A 19,548-nucleotide genomic window follows, 5' to 3' on the forward strand; every position below is an offset into this window, starting at 1 on the left:
GAGCTTAACCGCCTCGAGCTTCTTGATCCTTTTTATCCTTCTTTTTTGAACTCGCACTTTTAAATATTTATATTATACCAAAACGAATACAAGTACCGAACAAAACAAATTACATAGCGTATTTATTTTACATGATAGCAATAAATTTCGCTATGATGATTCATTATTTTATACTTGTTTTTGAATAGAAAAAGAACCTGGAACCTAATCCTGCAGACGTTAGTACTGAATAAAAATCTTTATTTTAAGAGTAGCACCCATGCAACCAAATTTGCACCATGGCGCATAAAAAGAAGCAATCCCCCTAAGTTTTTTTAGATAAAGCAGGGAGCAGCCTAAATACACGAAGACTCCCGCGGGAATGCGAGAAAAACGAGACCCCGCTCAACGCAGCGAGTTATAATGAACGAAACTAGCCCCATACTCGTAATTTCGTAGGTTAATTTGGCAATAATGTTTATGAACTAAAAACAAAAAAACCAAATCAGTGCTACATTACGGAAGGAGCTAGTTCTATTATGAAGGATACCACAAAATTTGTAGGTTTAGACGTATCAAAAGAAAAAATTGCCGTTGCTATTGCAGAAGAAGGTAGAGAAGAACCAAGATATTATGGAATGATTGTTCATACACCTGAAGCGATTAAAAAGTTAATGAAAAAACTAGGAGAGCCAAGTACTTTAAGAGTTTGTTATGAAGCGGGTCCAACGGGATATCCATTATATCGATTACTAACTGCTTTAGGTATTCATTGTGAAGTGATTGCTCCATCTTTAATACCACAAAGACCGGGAGAACGTATTAAAACAGACCGTAGAGACTCTATTCGTCTTGCCCAGTTATATCGTGCAGGAGAATTAACTTCTGTTTATGTTCCGACTCCAGAAGATGAAGCACTTCGAGATCTAGTGCGAGCACGAGAAGATGCGAAAGAAGACGAGCTGAGAACCAAGCATCGTTTAAGTAAGTTTTTATTACGGAATAATATTTATCCACCTGTTGGAGTGAATAAATGGACAAGAAAATATCGAGATTGGCTAGATACGTTAAAGTTTTCCAATTCCAATTTACAATTAGTTTTTCAAGAATATTATCATCAATTAAAGGAGTTGGAACAGCGGGTAAAAAGATTCGAAGAGGAAATGCAAATACAGGCATTGGAAGGAGTTCATGCCCCTATTATTCAAACTTTACAAGGACTAAGAGGCGTTGCACTGGTTACAGCGACAAGTCTTGCGGCGGAAATTGGATCGTTTAAACGTTTCCCAAATCCTAAGCAAATGATGGCTTATGTAGGATTGATTCCAAGTGAATTCTCAAGTGGAGAAAGACGTCGACAAGGAGCTATTACCAAATCAGGAAATCGTCACGTTCGCCGATTGTTAATCGAGTCGGCTTGGAGTTATCTTCGTCAGCCGGCCGTAAAAGGAAATTTAAAAAAACGACTAGAACCTTTATCACCGTCTATTCAAGCAATATCCTGGAAAGCGCAAAATCGTCTGCATAAAAAATATTATCGATTAGTATCTAGAGGAAAAGAAAGTAATAAAGCAATTGTTGCCGTTGCTAGAGAATTAGCTGGCTTTATCTGGGCTATTACGCAAGAAGTAGAAGAAATTCCAAAACATTAATGTTACCAAACGAAAGAAAGTAGAGGAAGAGAAAGAAAAATAGATACATGAGAATAGGGCTCGAAGGCAAAGAGAAATACCGGAAAGGATAACCCACGTGCCTCCTCTGTGCTATATCATTCGTTGATTAACGCACGTCCCGAGTTAGTGGAAAGACCTTTATACGGAAAGATAAAATGTGAAAACCCACGAATATCAGAATGCTAACCGCAGGATGAAATTTTTGCCTTCGTGCCGTGTCCTTACTATCTATTCTAATCAATCAGAAAGGAGGAAGTATAAGTATATCACGATTTCTTCTTTAGCTTAAAAAAGTATCTCCTATCTTAGAATGGCAGTCAAGGAAAGCACTTGACAGCCATTCTAAGATAGGAAGTTCGGTTGGTAAGCTAAAAAAGGAAACTTGTAGCCACTAAGGCTCATCGATACACGAACAGTCAAGAAGCCTAAAATCGCTTCTCTTCTTAAAGTTACCCAAAAATAACCTATCTAGTAGTGGAGAGTGGGAGACTTGACAGTTTCGTTCATATCAGGAGGCTCGACGCTCGCCCGCAGGAAAGCGAAGTGTATTCCGGCTGCGGACCATTTAAGCGCACCTCTCTCCAGTAAAAAAAAGACGACGCAAACGGCCGCCTTCCTTCTAGTTATTATAATAAAGCCGAATAGTAGACCCTTCTTTCACCTTTGAACCAGGTTTAGGCGATTGTTTAATAACCGTATCTCCACTACCACTTGATTCAACCTTCAAGTTAAGAAAAATTTCGCTGATTTCCTTTTTATCAATTCCAACAAAATCAGGAACTTTTATTAAAGGAGTATCCGGATATTTATATTTCTTTTCCAGCTGACCTTTTTGTTCTTTAACTCCCATTGCACGAAGACTGTCTCCCATAATCTTGCCGACAATCGGCGCAGCAACTACTCCACCAAATTGAACTGTACCTTTTGGGTTATCTACTGCCACATACACAACCAGCTTCGGATCATTTGCTGGGGCAAAACCGATAAATGATACAATAAAGTTATTTTCTAAATATCTCCCGCCAGAAGCTTTTTGCGCTGTACCTGTTTTTCCGCCGACACGATATCCATCTACAAAGGCTTTCCCTCCACTGCCTTGGGCAACAACGCTTTCTAATGCCTCTCTAACTTTTTTCGAGGTTTCTTCAGATATAACTTTTCGTTTAGCAACAGGCTTTTTCTCCATAATGACTTCATTTGTAACTGGATCAACCAGCTGCTTTGCAACATATGGGGTATATAAGGTGCCCCCATTAATGGCAGCTGACAATGCTGTCACTTGCTGAATCGGGGTAACAGCAACCCCTTGTCCAAATGCCGTTGTTGCCTGTTCTACCGGTCCTACTCTATCTAAATTAAAGAGAATTCCTTTCGACTCACCTTGAAGATCAATTCCCGTTTTTTCACCAAAGCCAAAATTGCGGATATATTTAAAAAGATCATCTTTGCCTAAACGCTCTCCTAATTCTACAAAACCTGGGTTACAGGAGTTTTGCACCACTTCTAAAAACGACTGTGAGCCATGCCCACCACGTTTCCAGCATTTCAACTTGGCTCCTCCCACCTCTGCATACCCTGGGTCAAAGAATCGGTCTTTTTGCAAATCAACTTTTCCTTCCTGCAATGCTGCTGCAAGTGTAATGATTTTAAAGGTAGACCCTGGTTCATAGGAACTCCATATAGGTAAATTCCTGTTATAAACATCAGAGGATACATGTTTGAAATCAGCTGGATCAAAGCCCGGTCTACTTGACATCGCAACAATTTCTCCTGTATTTGGATCCATCGCGATAGCCATAATAGCATCTGGGTCATACGTTTGTTCTGCAATATCCAACTCTCTTTCCATAATGGTTTGAACCTTCGTATCAATAGTTAATTTTAAATTATAGCCATTAACAGGGGACTCATAATCATCGGCCATATCGTTCATTCTCTGTCCTTTTGCATCAGAATAATATTGAACAGACCCCTTTTTTCCTTTTAACTCATCATCGTATTCTAATTCTAAACCTACTAATCCTTGATTATCGATGCCAGCAAACCCTAATACATGGGACAAATAATTGCCAAATGGGTAGGATCGTTTAGAATCTTCACCAATATACACGCCATCAATATCCAATGCTCGAACTTTTTTTGCTTTCTCATGACTTATTTTTCTTCCTTCAGGCAGCCTGACGCTCATTTCCTTTTTTATCACTTGCTTATAAATAGACTCTTTGTCCGCTTCTAACACTGCTGCTAATTTTCCAGCTGTTCCTGCCGGGTCTTTGATCTGCCTTGGGACAATATAAACCGTTGGAGCACTAATATTAGTTGCCAGCGCCACATCATTTCTATCCACTATTTCTCCTCTTGCCGGCTCAAATTGAATTTGTCTGCTCCATAAGCTTTTTGCTTTGGCTGTCAATTCATTTCCTAAAAAAAACTGAACATATGCTAATCGTAAATCAATAATAAAAAAGATAATGACCCCTGCTAATAATGCTATTGTTAACCGTTTTCGTACAGTCACGTTCGATACCCGCATATTGAAAGAACCTCCTTTAAAACTAGCTCATTTCAATATATGCTTGTACTATTTTGAATAGAACGCTCTTTTCATGCAGATTCCTTCTTCCGTGATACTAAAATTTTTCGGCATTTCCCTTCTTTTCTGTTAAGCAATCCCACTCTACATAAAAAGAGGCTGAGACATAACCAAATATATAATGGGTAAAGACGAACATGCTCTAATTTAGCACGTAAATGGTTACTTCCCTATACTGGTTAGTTATGTTTTTTCATCTAGTTAACTCAAACTTCTCAGTTATAAATTCCTCTTTATGTATTAGCATAACTTGGTTTAGAGCAATTAGAAAAGGGTGATTGATTAATCTTTTTGAAGTTTTTTTGCAAACATTATGCCTTATAAATAGGGGCAATATTCTCGTTTCAGGATGCTCGCTTTCCGTGGGGCGTGCGATGAGCCTCCTCGTCGCAAGCGCCTGCGGGGTCTCATCTAACCCGCTAATCCCACAGGAGTCTCGCACCTTACACTCCAATCAAGCCGTTTGATTCATTAGTTGCTGTCGTTGAACTGGTAAAAAAACCGATATCATAGAAATAGACTAAAAGTGCACATTTTGGGAGAACAACGTTGAGTAAGAACAGCACAAGCGCCTTGCTCAGACCCGAAGAAAAATGTTCACATGACTCAGGAAAGTGCTTTTTACTTTTAGAGGCATGGGTCAATACTCACCGGGGCTAGGCGCTGACCCGCTAAATACGCCACGTCCTTATGTCTTCGCAGGCACTTGTACATCCTGTATGGCGAAGCTAGACACTCATCTAAGTTCAAAAATTTTATCCTTTCTTATTTTCTAAAAAAAATCAACGCTACCTAGAGTGTTTAGCACTAATACCTTGTAATGAAATTCGAAGACAAGAACTTATTCTAAAACTGGTTGCTTGTAACGAAGGGTGCGAAGACTCCTGCGGGAAATGTGGGAAGGCTGAGACCCCGCAAGGCAACGCCGAGGAGGCTCAGCACCCACCCCGCGGAAAGCGAAGCAACCCGTAGTGGAAAGCAACCCCCACAATAAAAAACAAGCCTTCCATTTTATAGTTCTAAATCGAGTAATATCAAGACTTGCAAACGAATTTGATGGTGTGAAGTTTGAGTAGTTAAGTATAAAAACTATGTTGTTCCATTGCGCTACAAACACTCGCTTTCCGCTGGGAGGAAGCTGAGACCCTCAGCCGAAGCGGCTAAAGCCGAGCCCCACGGAAAGCGAAGTGTATGCAGGCTGCGGGTGATGACCACAAACCTTCTTTTTTACATGAATAAAAAACCCAAACCATGATACGAAATATTTTTTACATCTTCGTATCATGGTTCGGGTTTATTTTCGACTGGAATACTTATGTCCCAGCTTCTTTCCTATTAATCTGCTTTCTTTAATTTAATAGTTAAAGTTTCATTTTCTTTTACGGTGGATCCAGCTTTTATGCTTTGTGAATATACATAGCCGCTGCCGCTTGTTTTAACTTTTACACCAGTCAGTTCTGTTAACTTTAACACATCTCGTAAAGACCAGCCTTTTATATTCGGCACGGTAGCTTTTCCATCCGTTTTCACCAATACCCTGCCACCTTCTAAATACGACTCAGCGGCTTTAGGCAACTGGGAAGTGACAGTATCCTCTTTGCCGATTATTACTGCTTCTAATCCATTATTCTTCAATTCTTTTTCTGCTTGATTGATAGATAATCCTGTTACATCTGGCACCTTAAGCGACTGTTTTACAGATGGCTTTGCAGACGGTTTAATCTCCATATATTGAAGACTGCTTTTCATAACAGAAGTAAATATTTCAGATACTGGGTCTGATCCAACCTTTCCCTGCATTAACTGTGGCTGTTGCACAGCCACATACATAAGCAGCTCAGGATCATCGGCAGGTGCCATTCCCATAAATGAAAACACATAATTATTTTCCCCAGTTAAATAGCCACCGCTCGTTGGAATCGAAGCTGTTCCTGTTTTCCCTGCCACATCATAACCATCAATCTTATATTTTTGTCCTGTCCCATTTTTGCTTGTGATAACCGTTTCTAAATAGCTGCGGACTTGTTTTGCAGTAGCTGCTGAAATCGGTGTTCCTGCTACCTCTGGAACTGTTTTTTTGATCAAGTCCCCCGTAGTGCCATTAAGAATCTTCTCAATGACATATGGCTTCATCATTTTCCCATTATTTGCGACCGCTGTTGCTGCTTGAATTTGCTGAATCGGTGTTAACGCTGTACCTTGCCCGTAAGCCGTTGTCACTTTTTCAACCGGCCATGTAAAAGCAATCGAGCTGTTTGCTTCATGTGGCAAATCAATGCCGGTCGGCTTGTCTAAACCAAACTTTGTTAAATATTCTCTAAAAGTATCAAAGCCTAATTTTTCTTTTGCAATTTTCGCGAAAGCAACATTGGAAGATCGCTGCAACCCTTCTAAGTAGGAAATGGTTCCCCAGCCTACTCGATTATGATCATGAATAGGCATTGAATTTGCTGTTACCTTATAAGAGCCGGATTTATATTCATCTTCTGGATTAAACACCCCTTCTTCCACTGCAGCAGCAAGGGTGAAAATTTTCATCGTAGAACCTGGCTCATAGGATGTTTCAATTGCTTCATTATGCCACGATTGGTTGATTCCTTCTCTTGTAGCAGAATTAAAAGTCGGCCTCTGGCTCATTGCCAGGATTTCCCCTGTTTTAGGGTTCGCGACAATGGCGATCATTTTTGCCGGAGTATATTCCTTATTCACCTTTGTCATGGTATCTTCTAAAAAGGATTGAATTTTTTTGTCTAATGTTAAATAAACGTTATTTCCATTTTTGGCTGCTTTGACATTTTCTTTACTGTTTGGAAGAATATAGCCCCAAATATCCCTTTTATAAGTCATATAACCGTCTGTACCTGTTAATAGTTTATTTAATGTTTGCTCAATCCCTAATTTTCCTGTCTCTGTATACTCCCCAGTTTGTTCATCTTCTTTCTCTTCTACAAAGCCGATTACATGGGAGGCAAATGTTCCATTTGGATAATTGCGTTTTTTCCCTTCCACTATGGCAATGCCGGGAAGTTTTAAGTCTTCAATTTTCTTTTTTGTTTCATAGGATAGATTTTTTCCCGCTGAACCAAACTCGACTTGTTTGGCACCCTCTTTTGTTAAAATTCTATAAATCTCTGATTCTGTTAAATCAATATATTTAGCAAGCTCTTTAGCTGTTTTTTCGGGATTCTTTACATGAACAGGGTGATTAGGATCATGTTCACTTAAGCTGCTGTCTGTTATTCCAACAAGCTTATACGAGAAAGTATCTTCTGCAATCACCTCGCCGTTATGATCAAGGATGCTTCCTCGTGAAGCTTCTAAACGTTTTTCAGATGTATATTTTTTTTCCGCTTTTGCAGCAAGCACTTCACCTGATACTTCTCCTGTTGCTTGGATAGAGATAAACCGAATAATCAATATAAAAAAGAGCAGACAGAAAAATAAAAATAAAATGGCTGCTCCAAGATTAATATTTGGCTGTTTCCGAATCATTATTGCACAACCTTCACATTGTCTTTACTAAAGTCCAAACCTAATTTTTTAGCAACTTCTCTAATTCTTTCATAACTGCTTAAGTCTTTTACTTGAATATCTAACTCTTTATTTGATTTTTCCAGTTTGCTGATGGAGCTTTCTGCCACTTGAATATCTTTATTCACTTGATAAATTTCCGCCTGATTGCCAACTATTTTTACAGCACCGAAACATAACATTGCTGCAAATGCTACACTAAGTATTTTTTCTCCAGGAGATAATAATGTGTTTGTTCGCTTTAATACCTTTTTAAACGTTTGTGTTTGCTGTTCACTTTGATAACTTTCTTCTTGAAGCTTTCTCGCTAAATTGCTCATTCTATTACCTCCTGTAGGTTCCTTATTATAATTTTTCTGCTACACGTAATTTTGCCGATCTTGCACGATTATTTTCCTCTAATTCTTGTTCAGATGGAATAATCGGTTTTCTTGTAATTAGCTTTAATTCAGGCTGGAACTCAGCTGGAATAACAGGAAGCCCTGGCGGTAAATTTGGAAGCTCGCTCTCCTTTTTCAGAGTGGCTTTACAAATTCTATCTTCAAGAGAATGAAAGGTAATAACACTAATGCGCCCACCTTTATTCAATAAAGAGATCGCTTGTGACAACGATGATTCAAATACACCTAACTCATCATTTACAGCAATACGAATCGCTTGAAACACTCTTTTGGCTGGATGACCGCCTTTTCTTCTTGCTGGTGCTGGAATGCCTTCTTTAATTAATTCCACCAGCTGTGCAGTTGTTTCAATTGGACTGATGCTTCTAGCAGCTTCAATTTTTCGAGCGATTTGTTTGGAGAATTTTTCTTCTCCATAGCGGAAAAATATTTTGACCAGTTGCTCATAACTCCAAGAATTAACTACATCATATGCTGTTACGTCTCCATCATTATCCATACGCATATCAAGTGGTGCGTCATGGTGGTAGCTGAAGCCACGTTCTGGTGTATCTAATTGGGGGGAAGAAACTCCTAAGTCATACAGAATGCCATCCACTTTAGAAATGCCTAACGCATTTATTTCTTCTTTCAAATGAATAAAATTACTTTTTACAATCGTCAGCTTTTCTTTATATGGAGCTAATTTTTTTTCTGCATTTGCAAGTGCGATATCATCTTGATCAAATGCAATCAATCTGCCTTTGTCAGATAACTTTGAAAGAATCAATTCGCTATGCCCGGCACCACCAAGCGTACAATCGATATAAATGCCATCTGGTCGAATATTTAAAGCCTCAACCGCTTCATTAAGTAATACTGTCGTATGATTAAACATGTTGTCCACCTGTCTGTAATTTTTTCTGTGATTATGCTGTATGTATTTTTGTGATTTAGTCTTAAAGAGGTTGTTCAAAAAGTCCGGTAAAAATGACACATCAAATTTCTTCGTTGGTTTGCTTCTCCGCTTCTCACGTATAACTTAGAGAATCTTCCACTAAAAACGCTCACGTCCTGTGAGCAACGTGGAAGTCATCACATCCTGTGAAAGGGTGATGCTCGGGAGTAAACCGCCTCGAACTTCTCGGTCCTTTTTATCCTCCTTTTTGAACACGCACTTAAAGCTTTTCTACTCAATGCTTTATTGATCTGCCTGGCAGCAACTACCAGTTCTGTCGCATTTGTCCGATTAAATAACCGTTTTCAATCAGTAGCATCATTTTGTTCAAGAAAGTTTTTTAAAAAAAATCATCAAATATCAAACCCAATCATATTTTCTGCAATTTCAGCAAAAGAATCCTCAGATTCGGAAAAATAATCTTCCCAAAGATTTTTACTCCAAATTTCAATACGATTGGACACACCTAAAATAACACATTCTTTTTCTAATTTTGCATATTGAAATAATGGGGAAGCAATATTGATGCGACCTTGCTTATCTAGTTCGCATTCAGTTGCTCCAGAGAAGAAAAAACGGGTAAAAGCCCGAGCATCTTTTTTGGTAAGAGGAAGTGCCTTTAACTTTTCTTCGATGATATTCCACTCATTTAATGGGTATCCAAATAAACATTGATCAAGTCCGCGGGTTAAAATAAAGGTTTCTCCAAGATCCTCCCTAAATTTTGCAGGCACAATCAAACGGCCTTTTGTATCAACATTATGATGATATTCGCCCATAAACATACCTGCTACCCCCACTTCCTAACCTCAATGTACCACAATCCCCCACTTTCCTCCACTATATTATAGATTCTATCTATTTACACAATATCCTGCAAGAAAAATCATCTATTTTAAAAAAGGAATCTTCTTCCTGCTCATTTCCACAAAGCACTTTTATATTTTCACAACATACGCTTTTCTTGCTAAGCTATTTTCAGTATAGACACCCATACTAATAGAGATTCGCACCATGCTTCATGAAAAGAAGCAGCTCTCTTAAATTTATAAACACAGAGCAGTCAGAATACACGAAGACTCCCGCGGGAATGCGAGAAAGACGAGACCCGCAGCGTAGTGAGGAGGCTCGACGCTTGCCCGCAGGAAAGCGAAGTGTAGGCTGGCTGCGGACTATTCGAGTGAGCCAAAGCTACTTTTCAGAATAGCCCTCCACACAAAAAAAGGCCTCTAAAAAAAGGGCCTTTTCCTGCAAATCTTATAATTTAATCACCTTGTGCGTTCCGTCAAACTCCATTGGAAGCTTCATTATATCCTCTAAAAAATCCATTCCGTATTTATTTAAAAAATACGTAATATTCCAGACACGCTCTTGAGGAGAGCCAGCTGGCTTCATATTTCTTTCGATTCGATTAAATTTATTAACAATCACTTCATGTTTTTGTTTAACCGATTCTTCCACTTTCATCCCCATAAAATTCAACTGTTTCAATAAGAAGCCTTCGTTCTTTTTTAAAAGAGGAAGCAGACCTTTTGAATCTTTTAACAGCTCCTCTTCCAATTGCAGATAATTCTTTTGAACGTCCTCTTTTAATTGGCTTAATATCCCATCAATTTTTTCATTCGCAACTGAATGTAAAAATTGTTCACATTTTTCTGTTGTACCAGAAAGTATGATATCCGGAATCGTTAACTCTAATTCCTTTATATCCGCTTCGACACAACGCTCTAGCAAGGTGATATTTAGACGAGGTACAATAGGAGGCATCTTAATGCCAATACATTCAAACGCCTTTTTTAGCTCCGCCCAATACGCAATTTCTCCTGGTCCACCAATAAAGGCTAGAGTCGGAAATAATAAATCTTGTGTAATTGGCCTTGTCACTACATTATTGCTTAATTTATAAGGAAACTCACTTGCTATCTCCTTTAATTGCTCTTTACTAAATTGCACAGTGCCATCTTTGCCAATAAATAACTGCTGTTCCGCGTCATACTGCAGCAAAACTCTTTCTTGTATTGCTTCATCATAATAAAATAAATTTGCTGCATTTTCGCTCATTTCAATAACAAGCGGGTATCCTGCATTATGAACAAGAGACTGCTGTTCTGCAACAGAATCAGCCAGATTTTCGGCATAATCCAGTTGTTTTAAAAAAATTTCTTTTTCTAATAGACGTAAATCCTTGTCTCCTGAATCAACTAAAAGCAATCCGTACTCACGAAATAACTCCATCGTTATATAGCTGAATAAGTCAACAAATGTTGTAGATTGAGCAATTGCCTCTTTTAAAAATATCAACAATCGTTGAGAGAATTCTGTCTCTCCATAATTCTCGATTATTTCTTCTACCCATTCTAAACAAACTGTTTTATCTAATTGTATATCAGATGCCATTTTCTTTTCGATTACCTTTTGCGGATATACAACTTTCACCATCTTTTCCTTTCCTGGTGCAAAAAGATGGTTAACCTCTAAATAATCATGGTCTTCACCAGCTATCCAAAAAACAGGCACTACGGGTATACCTAATTGCTGTTCCTTTTCCTTTGCTAGTAGAATAATACTGATTACTTTATGGATAGAATAGAGCGGTCCAGTTAAAATTCCTGCCTGCTGCCCGCCAATGACAACAACGCTATCCTCTTTTCTCAACTTAGCTATTGATTCTTGCACTTTTTGAGAAGAAGGAAATTTCTCCATATATTTCTCTATATAATCCGCAACTTCTTGCCTCATAAATTGTCTTGTATTTAATTCTTTTACTCTCTCTTCATAACTAACCTGATCACGGAAAGAATAGTGAAAAAACTCACGAATCCCCTTTGTTTGTTCGATATAATCTAATACGAAACTACTCCCAGTTTTCATTGAGAGATTTATCATCTCCATTTATGTACTCCCCTTTTTTTAACCAAAGTTTTTCATTTATGTCATATAATAAAAGTATATCCATTTATAAAAAGGGAAGATGCGTAATCCCTACTAAAATAGTTAAACAACAAAGCTTATTTTATTATCAAATTTGCATACATAAAGAGTATAGCATTGTCTAAAATAAAAAGAAAAAAACTTTGCTTCGCTCACCCGGCAAATGTAATCGATGTAAAGATAAAATAGATTAATCCGTATGTCATTAAAAAAAGATACATGCAAAAAAACAGTAAAAAATTTATTCTCCAAAAACCTCGAAACACTTTCTTATAATTTATCTCTTCTTTTATTTTCCAATGAAGAATAACAAGTATAATTCCAATAAAAAGTATCGTAATAATTATGTAAGATAAATAAGATTTTCCCCAAATAAATTGCATTAGAAAATGAACCGAAATAATAAAAAAGATCGTGCTACTATCTAATGCCCTATGTACAGAGAGTCGATGCTTTTTTGTCCATTGTTTGCTTACGATAAACACAAGAAAATAACAAACAATCGGGAACATAATAAAAAAACTTATAATGGATGTTGTTATAGAAACCAAATCAAATTCCCCCTCCTTCCTATTCGGTCTCCTTCCCTTTAATCATAAAGTAAAAAGTTTTTGTTAAATTAGCAGCTTTCTTTTTTTGTGATGCCTCATCCAATAAATAGCCTAAAATGCTGTCAATCTCTGTGTGTCTTCTTTCTTCTATATCTTTTAACATCGATGATTTATTGTTTGCCGTTTTTTTTATTACTTCCACTACATAAGAAAAATACAATTCTTTCTCTTCCTTTTTCAATTCCATAATTTCTGCTATTTCTGTCATAAAAGCATCCATTATGTTAAAGAAGAAAGGATTTTCCAAGAGTTCTCCATTTCTAATTTGCAATATACTGGTTAATGTATTCACCAAACTATTAACAACCAGCTTTTTTTTCATCATATGTAAATAACCTTGCTCTTCCTTTATCATAAACGAAGGCTGTGACCCTTGAACAAGTTGTGTTAACAGAGCGTTCTTATGTGGCTGCAAGGCGGACAACTTAATCATGCCAACACCTAAATGGTGAACGGAATACGCATTTGTTTTTACCGCCCCATGCTCGACAATTCCCACCAGAATCTGCTTGACAGGCAGCGTTTTCAATACTTTCAAGTGGCTCATTCCATTTTGGAGGAATAATAAATCATTTATATGATTACTATTTAGGTTAATTTTTGTATATATTGCTTCTAATTGGTATTGTTTAACCGTTATAATGGTTAGATTTTCCTTTCCTGCCCAATTAGAAAACAGCTCTACATTCACTTTTCTATTTTCAGTAAGCTTATCCCTTCTATATATAATTCCATTTTGCTTCAGTAGTTTCAGTTGTTTCTCCGAACGTACATACAAGGTTACATCATAGCTTTTCGTAAAAAAATAAGCGCAAAGTAAACCAATTGCTCCACCGCCAATAATTCCAATCTTCATAATAACCCCTCTATTAATTCGTTTCGCTCTTCTTTATGATAGTTACATATTAACACTAATTTTCAAAATTGTTTATCATTATCATGCAAAATAACTAGTAAAAATTACTTTTTGATTCCAACTACCTGCTTTCCATTCATCTTCTGACACACCAGAACATCAAAAGGGCATAATAGAAGATCTTAACCTTTAATATTTGTAAAATCGTTTACATTATTTTTAAATAGATCAGGAGGATTCTAATTGAATCCTCCTGATTTATAGACAGCTTAAAGGAGGAAATTTGGAAGAAAAAGAGATGGTGATACTCTATACGTAATGGAGAAAAGAAAATTGAAGTTTGTACGGAGACATAAACTGATCGATTAATTGAAATGATAAATCACTTTATTCACAGAAAATGGAGCTGCAAAAGTATCTTATTTAGAGTGCATAGAGTTGGATAGTATCTGGGGATAAATAAATGATAATTTCGTATTGCTGACCGTTATGATAGGTGGGGATCGCGGAATTATCCCGAGGAACACTAAATTCCGAATATAGTTATTACGAAAAGAGAAGGAATCCGAATAGCCAATTAGGAATAATTCGCGATTCCTTTTTTAAAGATTTGCTGCTTACCCTTCCTTTAACACCACCATTTGTCTAGCCTTTTCCATTAATTCCACTAAAGCTTTATACGCTTCCTCTATTACATTCAATTCCTTTTGTAATTTTGTGTTTTCAACTGTTAATTGGGTTACTTTTTCTTCTAACAGGGCTGTTTTTTCTTTTGATGCACTATCATCTTCTTTTTGCAGTTCCCATCTCAGCGCCTTATTATATACTTCTTTGAGATATATAAGAACTTCATCAAACTCTTTGTTTCCTTCTGTCTGTTCTATTGTGATAGGAACAATTACTTCCTTTTCCGCTGTTTCTACTAGCACATTATCTTTTTTCAACTGTTTTCTTTGCCTTTTTGCTAATTCAATTCCAGATTTATATTGTTTTCTGACATAAGAATTCCAACGAAACCCACATGCAGCACTAGTTCTAGATAATAATTTCCCTACTTCTTCAAAAGCTTGGAGCTGTGTTCCACCCTCTCTAATTAAGCGCAATACTACTTCTGCTAGTAGTATATCTTCATCTTTTGACCAGGCATCTTGTCTTGTTGTTGACATCAATAAATCCCTCCTAGTGTTTTTTATTCATACATATGCTTCTACTAGAAAAGATAGACTGATATCATGCCGGAATATAAAAAAACATTTATTGCTATATCCTAAAAAGCTAGTCTTTACTTCATTATTTGAGCATGTAGGTAAGTTCCTCTTCTGAAATAACCTTTATGCCATTGTTTCGCAATAGAGCAGTCGTAACACCCATTCCTTCTTTTTTTACACCTTCAAATGCACCATTATAAATAAAGGAGCTTCCGCAGGATGGGCTATTTTCTTTTAAAACTACTGTGGTAGCACAAATATCTTCTGCTAATTTTAAGGTTTTATACGCGCCTTCTATGTAAAGCGCTGTTACATCTTTTCCTCCAAGTTCAAGCACTTTCGCTTTCCCCTCTAAGACATCCTGCCCATCTCCTCCCACTATTTCGGCAGGTTCTCTTGGTGTCATAAACCCTCCAAGCAGTTCAGGACAAACTGCAACTGCTTTTTTTTCCTGAATTAATTGCTGTACTTTATGATCTAAGCTATGTGTTCCATTATAACGAACCATTAAACCTGCTAAACAAGAACTGACAACGATCATATTTGATCCCCCTTATTTATTAAAAAAATGCTTATGCCAGACAATAATTTAATTTGAATATGTACATGCTACTACTATTATAAAAAACGAAAAAAAGCACAGGAATAAATATCCATGTGCTTTTTAATCCAAAAGAAAATTATTATTTGCTAATAACTTCTTTACCTTTGTAAGTTCCACAAGCGCCACATACGCGGTGAGCAAGTGTCATTTCACCACAGTTAGGGCATTCTACCATACCAGGTACTTGTAATTTGAAATGTGTACGACGTTTTCTTTTTGCAGTTTTAGATGTTCTTCTAAAAGGTACAGCCATTCTTCCCACCTCCTTAAAGAGTATTAAGAAAGTAATGAGAGTAGAAAAATCTATTCTCAAATGTTTCTTTTGTCTGCCAACGATTATTATTAATCGGGCGTTATTTACTTGTTTTCAAAAAATTTAGCAAGCCCAGCAAGACGAGGATCTACTTTGTCCTGTTTATCTTGCTCTTGGATGACCGCCCAATCATTACCAGATTGAGGAGCTCCTTCTTCTTTGCTATCTTCACAGAAAACTTGCATAGGTACTTCAAGTAAAAGAATTTCTTCTATGACTGGCATTAAGTCAATCACATCTCCAATTACTTGATGAACTTCCTCTGTATCCGTTTCGTAATCGGAAAGCTTTAAGAGAAAAGTTTCTGTTGTTTCAACATTAATAGGATAATCCACGTCTACTAAAGTACGAGAGCAAGGCAACACAAGAAACCCTTCTATTTTCAAATGAAAAGTCACTTTTGTTGAATCAATATCTGTTCGACCAGTGATATGCATCGGTGATACACGTCTGATTGTCGGATCAACTTTTTTAATCCCATCCACATTTATTGTTTCATCAATCGGAAAATCCTTACTTCGATATTTTTGTAACTGGCCTAATGTCCATTTCATATATATCACCTCAAGGCAACAAAGGTAATTATAGCTTTCATATAATTATTTGTCAATATTTTTTCTTTACAGTATAGGAAGATAAATTATATGTCGAATTCCTATATTCTTTTCTATTGTACTCTTCTAAAAAAAAAATGCAAATCCCCTGTCTTTGTGTATTTATTTACCTTAATAGCAGCAATCTTTTTTCCTATCTTAAATTATTCCCCCACCATTTTTTTGACTGGATTCTAGCATTTTCTTGTTGTATTCTTTTAAAAGTAGAAGTTCTTTCTTTTATTTACGCCCTGTTAAACTTATACTACTACAATCGACATACTTAACGAACAAAAGCAAAGTGTATGCAAACCGCGGATTATTCGGGCGTATGCATTTCTCTTTTTCTGGGTAACCATTCATGCAACAAAATTTGCATCATGGCACAAGAAGCCGGTTTCTTAACTTAAGCAGGGAGCAGCAGGAATACGCGAAGACTCCTATGGGAATTGCGAGAAAGGTGAGACCCCGCAGTGAAACGAGGAGGCTCACCACTCGCCCCATGGAAAGCGAAGTGTATCCGGCTGCGGACTCATTGAAAGAACCAAAACCACTTTTCAAGGTAGCCACCCATGCAGGATGAAAATAGACAGTTTGATTAGGCTCGTTGATATGCTGAAGCAGGGAGCAGCAGGAATATACGAAGACTCCTATGGGAATTGCGAGAAAGGTGAGACCCCGCAGTGAAACGAGGAGGCTCACCGCTCGCCCCATGGAAAGCGAAGTGTATCCGGCTGCGGACTCATTGAAAGAACCAAAGCCACTTTTCAAGGTAGCCACCCATGCAGGATGAAAATAGACAGTTTGATTAGGCTCGTTGATATGCTGAAGCAGGGAGCAGCAGGAATACACGCAGACTCCTATGGGAATTGCGAGAAAGGTGAGACCCCGCAGTGAAACGAGGAGGCTCACCACTCGCCCCATGGAAAGCGAAGTGTATTCTGACTGCGGACTCATCGAGAGAACCAAAGCCACTTTTCAGAGCAATCATCATATAAAATCCGCTCCTAATTTCTATAAAATTTAAAGACAAAAGAAAAAGGAGAACAGACATGAAAACAGTAGGAGTTATCGTTGAATACAATCCATTTCATAATGGACATTTTTATCATATTCAAAAAGCAAAAGAACAAACACAAGCAGACATTGTAATTGCGATTATGAGCGGTCCATTTTTACAAAGAGGAGAACCTGCCATCGTGTCAAAATGGCATAGAGCCGAAATGGCATTATCAAACGGAGTTGACCTTGTTATAGAACTACCCTACGCCTTCGCTACACAACATGCAGAAACATTTGCCAAAGGGGCAGTTTCTTTATTACACAGTCTACAATGTGATGCTCTATGCTTTGGCAGCGAATCAGGCAATATACAAGCATTTATTGATACATATGAGCTGTTAGAAAACAACAAAACAGCATACAATGATTTCCTAAAATTTTTCCTAGAAGATGGAAACAGTTATCCAAAGGCTGCATCCCTCGCCTTTCAAGCAATAGCAAAGGAAGAATATCTAGATTTAACCAAACCAAACAATATATTAGGATTTCAATATGTCAAAGCAGTGCTCTCCAACTCATTTAATATGCAGCTGCATACTATCGCCCGAAATCAAGCTGATTATCATGATCAGCATTTTCATTCCGACGATATCGCAAGTGCAACAAGTATCCGGAAAGAATTAGTTGGGTCAAACAGCAGCATGGAGACTATTCTATCCTTTGTACCAGCAGCAACCGCCAAGCTGTTATCAGACTATCGGGAGAACTACGGAAGCTATCATCAATGGGAAAACTACTGGAGCTATTTAAAATATCGTTTATTGCAAATTTCAAAAGAAGATTTATCGGAAATATATGAAGTGGAAGAAGGTTTAGAAAATAGACTGTTAGCTTCTGTAAAAAAAGCAACGTCTCTTGATCAATTTTTAACAGAAGTAAAAACAAAACGCTATACATGGACAAGGCTACAACGAGTTTGTTTGCATATTTTAACCAATACCAAAAAAAGCGATATGCTAAAACAACTCGAACCTACCTATCTTCGCTTACTAGGAAGTTCAAAGCCTGGCAGATTATATTTAAAGGAAAAGAAAAAAGAATTTTTGTTGCCGCTAATTAGCAAGTTATCTGCTTTTCATGATGATCAAATTGAATTGGATATTAAAGCCTCTACTATATATTCCCTTGGAGTGCCATTTTCCTATCAACATAAATTAGAGGAACTTGAATACTGTCAGCCTCCAATTATGAAATAAATTACCCAGACTTCCTTAATCATTCTATTATTCTTCACCTAAACAGACTATTTAGGTGGAGAAAGTTAACTATTAAGACACTGAAAAGTTATCCCTTATTATGCCCCCTTTTTTCCCACTCCGCAATTCTCTTTTTTATATCAGGAAGATGCTTTTTTGTTTCTTTCTCCCCTAACTCAATAATTCTTTCTAAATTAGTAAATGCTTTGCTATTATACATTTCCACATGTGGTCGAATCATAAAATCACTGGCAATCTCCCTGTTATTCACTAATTCCATTTGCATAATATCAAGGCTTCTCATAATCACATCAAATATGGATGTAACTTCTGTTGTTATTTTTACATTGGCAACATCAACAGCAATAATGAAATCTGCTCCCATTTCTTTAACAACAGAAACGGGGATTCGATCAATAACACCGCCATCCACCAGTAAACGGCCGTCTATTTTTTCTGGCACAAAAATTCCAGGAATGGAAATACTGGCACGAACAGCTTCTGCTATTGGCCCCTTTGTAAAAACAACTTTTTCTCCTGTTAATAAATCAGCTGCAACAATTGCCACAGGTATATCCAATTCTTCGATATTTTTTCCAAACGTAAATAAACGAATCAATTCCTTTACTTTATTTCCTGCAATAAAACCCATTTTCGGGACCGTAAAATCAAGAAAATATTTGCGTTTAAAAAATTTCGATAGATCATATAATCTTTCAACATCTAATCCTGCTCCATAAAGACTTGCAACAATCGCACCAATACTACTTCCGGCGATAAAATCGATGGGAATATTTTCTTCCCTCAATACTTTTATTACACCAAGATGAGCAAGCCCTCTTGCTCCACCTGAACCTAATGCCAAGCCTATTCTTGGAGGCTGCATTTATTAAACCCTCCATTTCATTTATTCTTTTCCCTCTATCAATCTTATGGTCTATTTTTTCAGGTTATGAGTATATTGAATGATAGGGACATTCCTTTCCATACTGATGGTTAGTAGAGCCAATCAGATTTTTACAGGCGGTTGACTCACCCCCTCCTTATTGAGGGTGTTCAA

15 protein-coding genes are annotated in these 19,548 nt (G+C 37.3%); 2 read left to right on the forward strand and 13 right to left on the reverse strand.

Annotation, left to right across the window (positions count from 1 at the left end):
- Positions 1–518 precede the first annotated feature (518 nt).
- On the forward strand, positions 519–1,631 hold the full coding sequence (locus tag AC5LWL_RS15310) for an IS110 family RNA-guided transposase (protein ID WP_493432749.1): 1,113 nt from the start codon (positions 519–521) through the stop codon (positions 1,629–1,631).
- Positions 1,632–2,271: 640 nt separating this feature from the next.
- Here AC5LWL_RS15310 and AC5LWL_RS15315 read toward each other — a convergent pair.
- The 12 genes from AC5LWL_RS15315 to AC5LWL_RS15370 form a co-directional block, all read right to left on the reverse strand.
- Complete coding sequence (locus AC5LWL_RS15315) at positions 2,272–4,185, reverse strand: stage V sporulation protein D (protein WP_493435114.1); 1,914 nt, start codon at positions 4,183–4,185, stop codon at positions 2,272–2,274.
- Between the two features lie 1,395 nt (positions 4,186–5,580).
- The gene (locus AC5LWL_RS15320; RefSeq protein ID WP_493435115.1) at positions 5,581–7,737 is read right to left on the reverse strand and encodes a penicillin-binding protein; all 2,157 of its coding nucleotides are present in this window, start codon (positions 7,735–7,737) and stop codon (positions 5,581–5,583) included.
- Complete coding sequence (ftsL, locus tag AC5LWL_RS15325; RefSeq protein ID WP_493435116.1) at positions 7,737–8,096, reverse strand: cell division protein FtsL; 360 nt, start codon at positions 8,094–8,096, stop codon at positions 7,737–7,739. Before ftsL ends, AC5LWL_RS15320 begins: the two co-directional genes overlap by 1 nt.
- A gap of 25 nt (positions 8,097–8,121) precedes the next feature.
- Entirely contained in the window at positions 8,122–9,054 is a 933-nt protein-coding gene (gene rsmH, locus AC5LWL_RS15330) for a 16S rRNA (cytosine(1402)-N(4))-methyltransferase RsmH (protein WP_493435117.1), read from the reverse strand.
- 413 nt (positions 9,055–9,467) lie between these two features.
- A complete protein-coding gene (gene mraZ, locus AC5LWL_RS15335) occupies positions 9,468–9,899 on the reverse strand; it encodes a division/cell wall cluster transcriptional repressor MraZ (RefSeq protein ID WP_445488428.1) in 432 nt (143 codons plus the stop codon).
- 472 nt (positions 9,900–10,371) lie between these two features.
- Positions 10,372–12,006 carry a bacillithiol biosynthesis cysteine-adding enzyme BshC gene (gene bshC / locus AC5LWL_RS15340; protein WP_493435118.1) on the reverse strand — a complete coding sequence of 545 codons (1,635 nt, stop codon included), beginning with the start codon at positions 12,004–12,006 and terminating at the stop codon, positions 10,372–10,374.
- Between the two features lie 191 nt (positions 12,007–12,197).
- The gene (locus AC5LWL_RS15345; protein WP_493435119.1) at positions 12,198–12,596 is read right to left on the reverse strand and encodes a DUF3397 domain-containing protein; all 399 of its coding nucleotides are present in this window, start codon (positions 12,594–12,596) and stop codon (positions 12,198–12,200) included.
- Positions 12,597–12,615: 19 nt separating this feature from the next.
- Complete coding sequence (locus tag AC5LWL_RS15350; RefSeq protein WP_493435120.1) at positions 12,616–13,512, reverse strand: 2-dehydropantoate 2-reductase; 897 nt, start codon at positions 13,510–13,512, stop codon at positions 12,616–12,618.
- Between the two features lie 617 nt (positions 13,513–14,129).
- Positions 14,130–14,678, reverse strand: coding sequence for an RsfA family transcriptional regulator (locus AC5LWL_RS15355; RefSeq protein ID WP_493435121.1), 549 nt, complete (start codon positions 14,676–14,678; stop codon positions 14,130–14,132).
- A gap of 124 nt (positions 14,679–14,802) precedes the next feature.
- Positions 14,803–15,261, reverse strand: a complete 459-nt coding sequence (locus AC5LWL_RS15360; protein WP_493435122.1) for a 2-thiouracil desulfurase family protein — start codon at positions 15,259–15,261, stop codon at positions 14,803–14,805.
- 142 nt (positions 15,262–15,403) lie between these two features.
- Positions 15,404–15,577 carry a 50S ribosomal protein L32 gene (rpmF, locus tag AC5LWL_RS15365; RefSeq protein WP_493435123.1) on the reverse strand — a complete coding sequence of 58 codons (174 nt, stop codon included), beginning with the start codon at positions 15,575–15,577 and terminating at the stop codon, positions 15,404–15,406.
- A 104-nt stretch (positions 15,578–15,681) separates the two neighbouring features.
- The gene (locus tag AC5LWL_RS15370) at positions 15,682–16,191 is read right to left on the reverse strand and encodes a YceD family protein (protein ID WP_493435124.1); all 510 of its coding nucleotides are present in this window, start codon (positions 16,189–16,191) and stop codon (positions 15,682–15,684) included.
- Positions 16,192–17,282: 1,091 nt separating this feature from the next.
- Here AC5LWL_RS15370 and AC5LWL_RS15375 point away from each other — a divergent pair.
- A complete protein-coding gene (locus tag AC5LWL_RS15375; RefSeq protein ID WP_493435125.1) occupies positions 17,283–18,488 on the forward strand; it encodes a nucleotidyltransferase in 1,206 nt (401 codons plus the stop codon).
- A gap of 88 nt (positions 18,489–18,576) precedes the next feature.
- Here AC5LWL_RS15375 and AC5LWL_RS15380 read toward each other — a convergent pair whose 3' ends face one another.
- The gene (locus AC5LWL_RS15380) at positions 18,577–19,374 is read right to left on the reverse strand and encodes a patatin-like phospholipase family protein (RefSeq protein WP_493435126.1); all 798 of its coding nucleotides are present in this window, start codon (positions 19,372–19,374) and stop codon (positions 18,577–18,579) included.
- Positions 19,375–19,548 lie beyond the last annotated feature (174 nt).

It is taken from the genome of Niallia sp. WK069_GA_01, assembly GCF_983173855.1.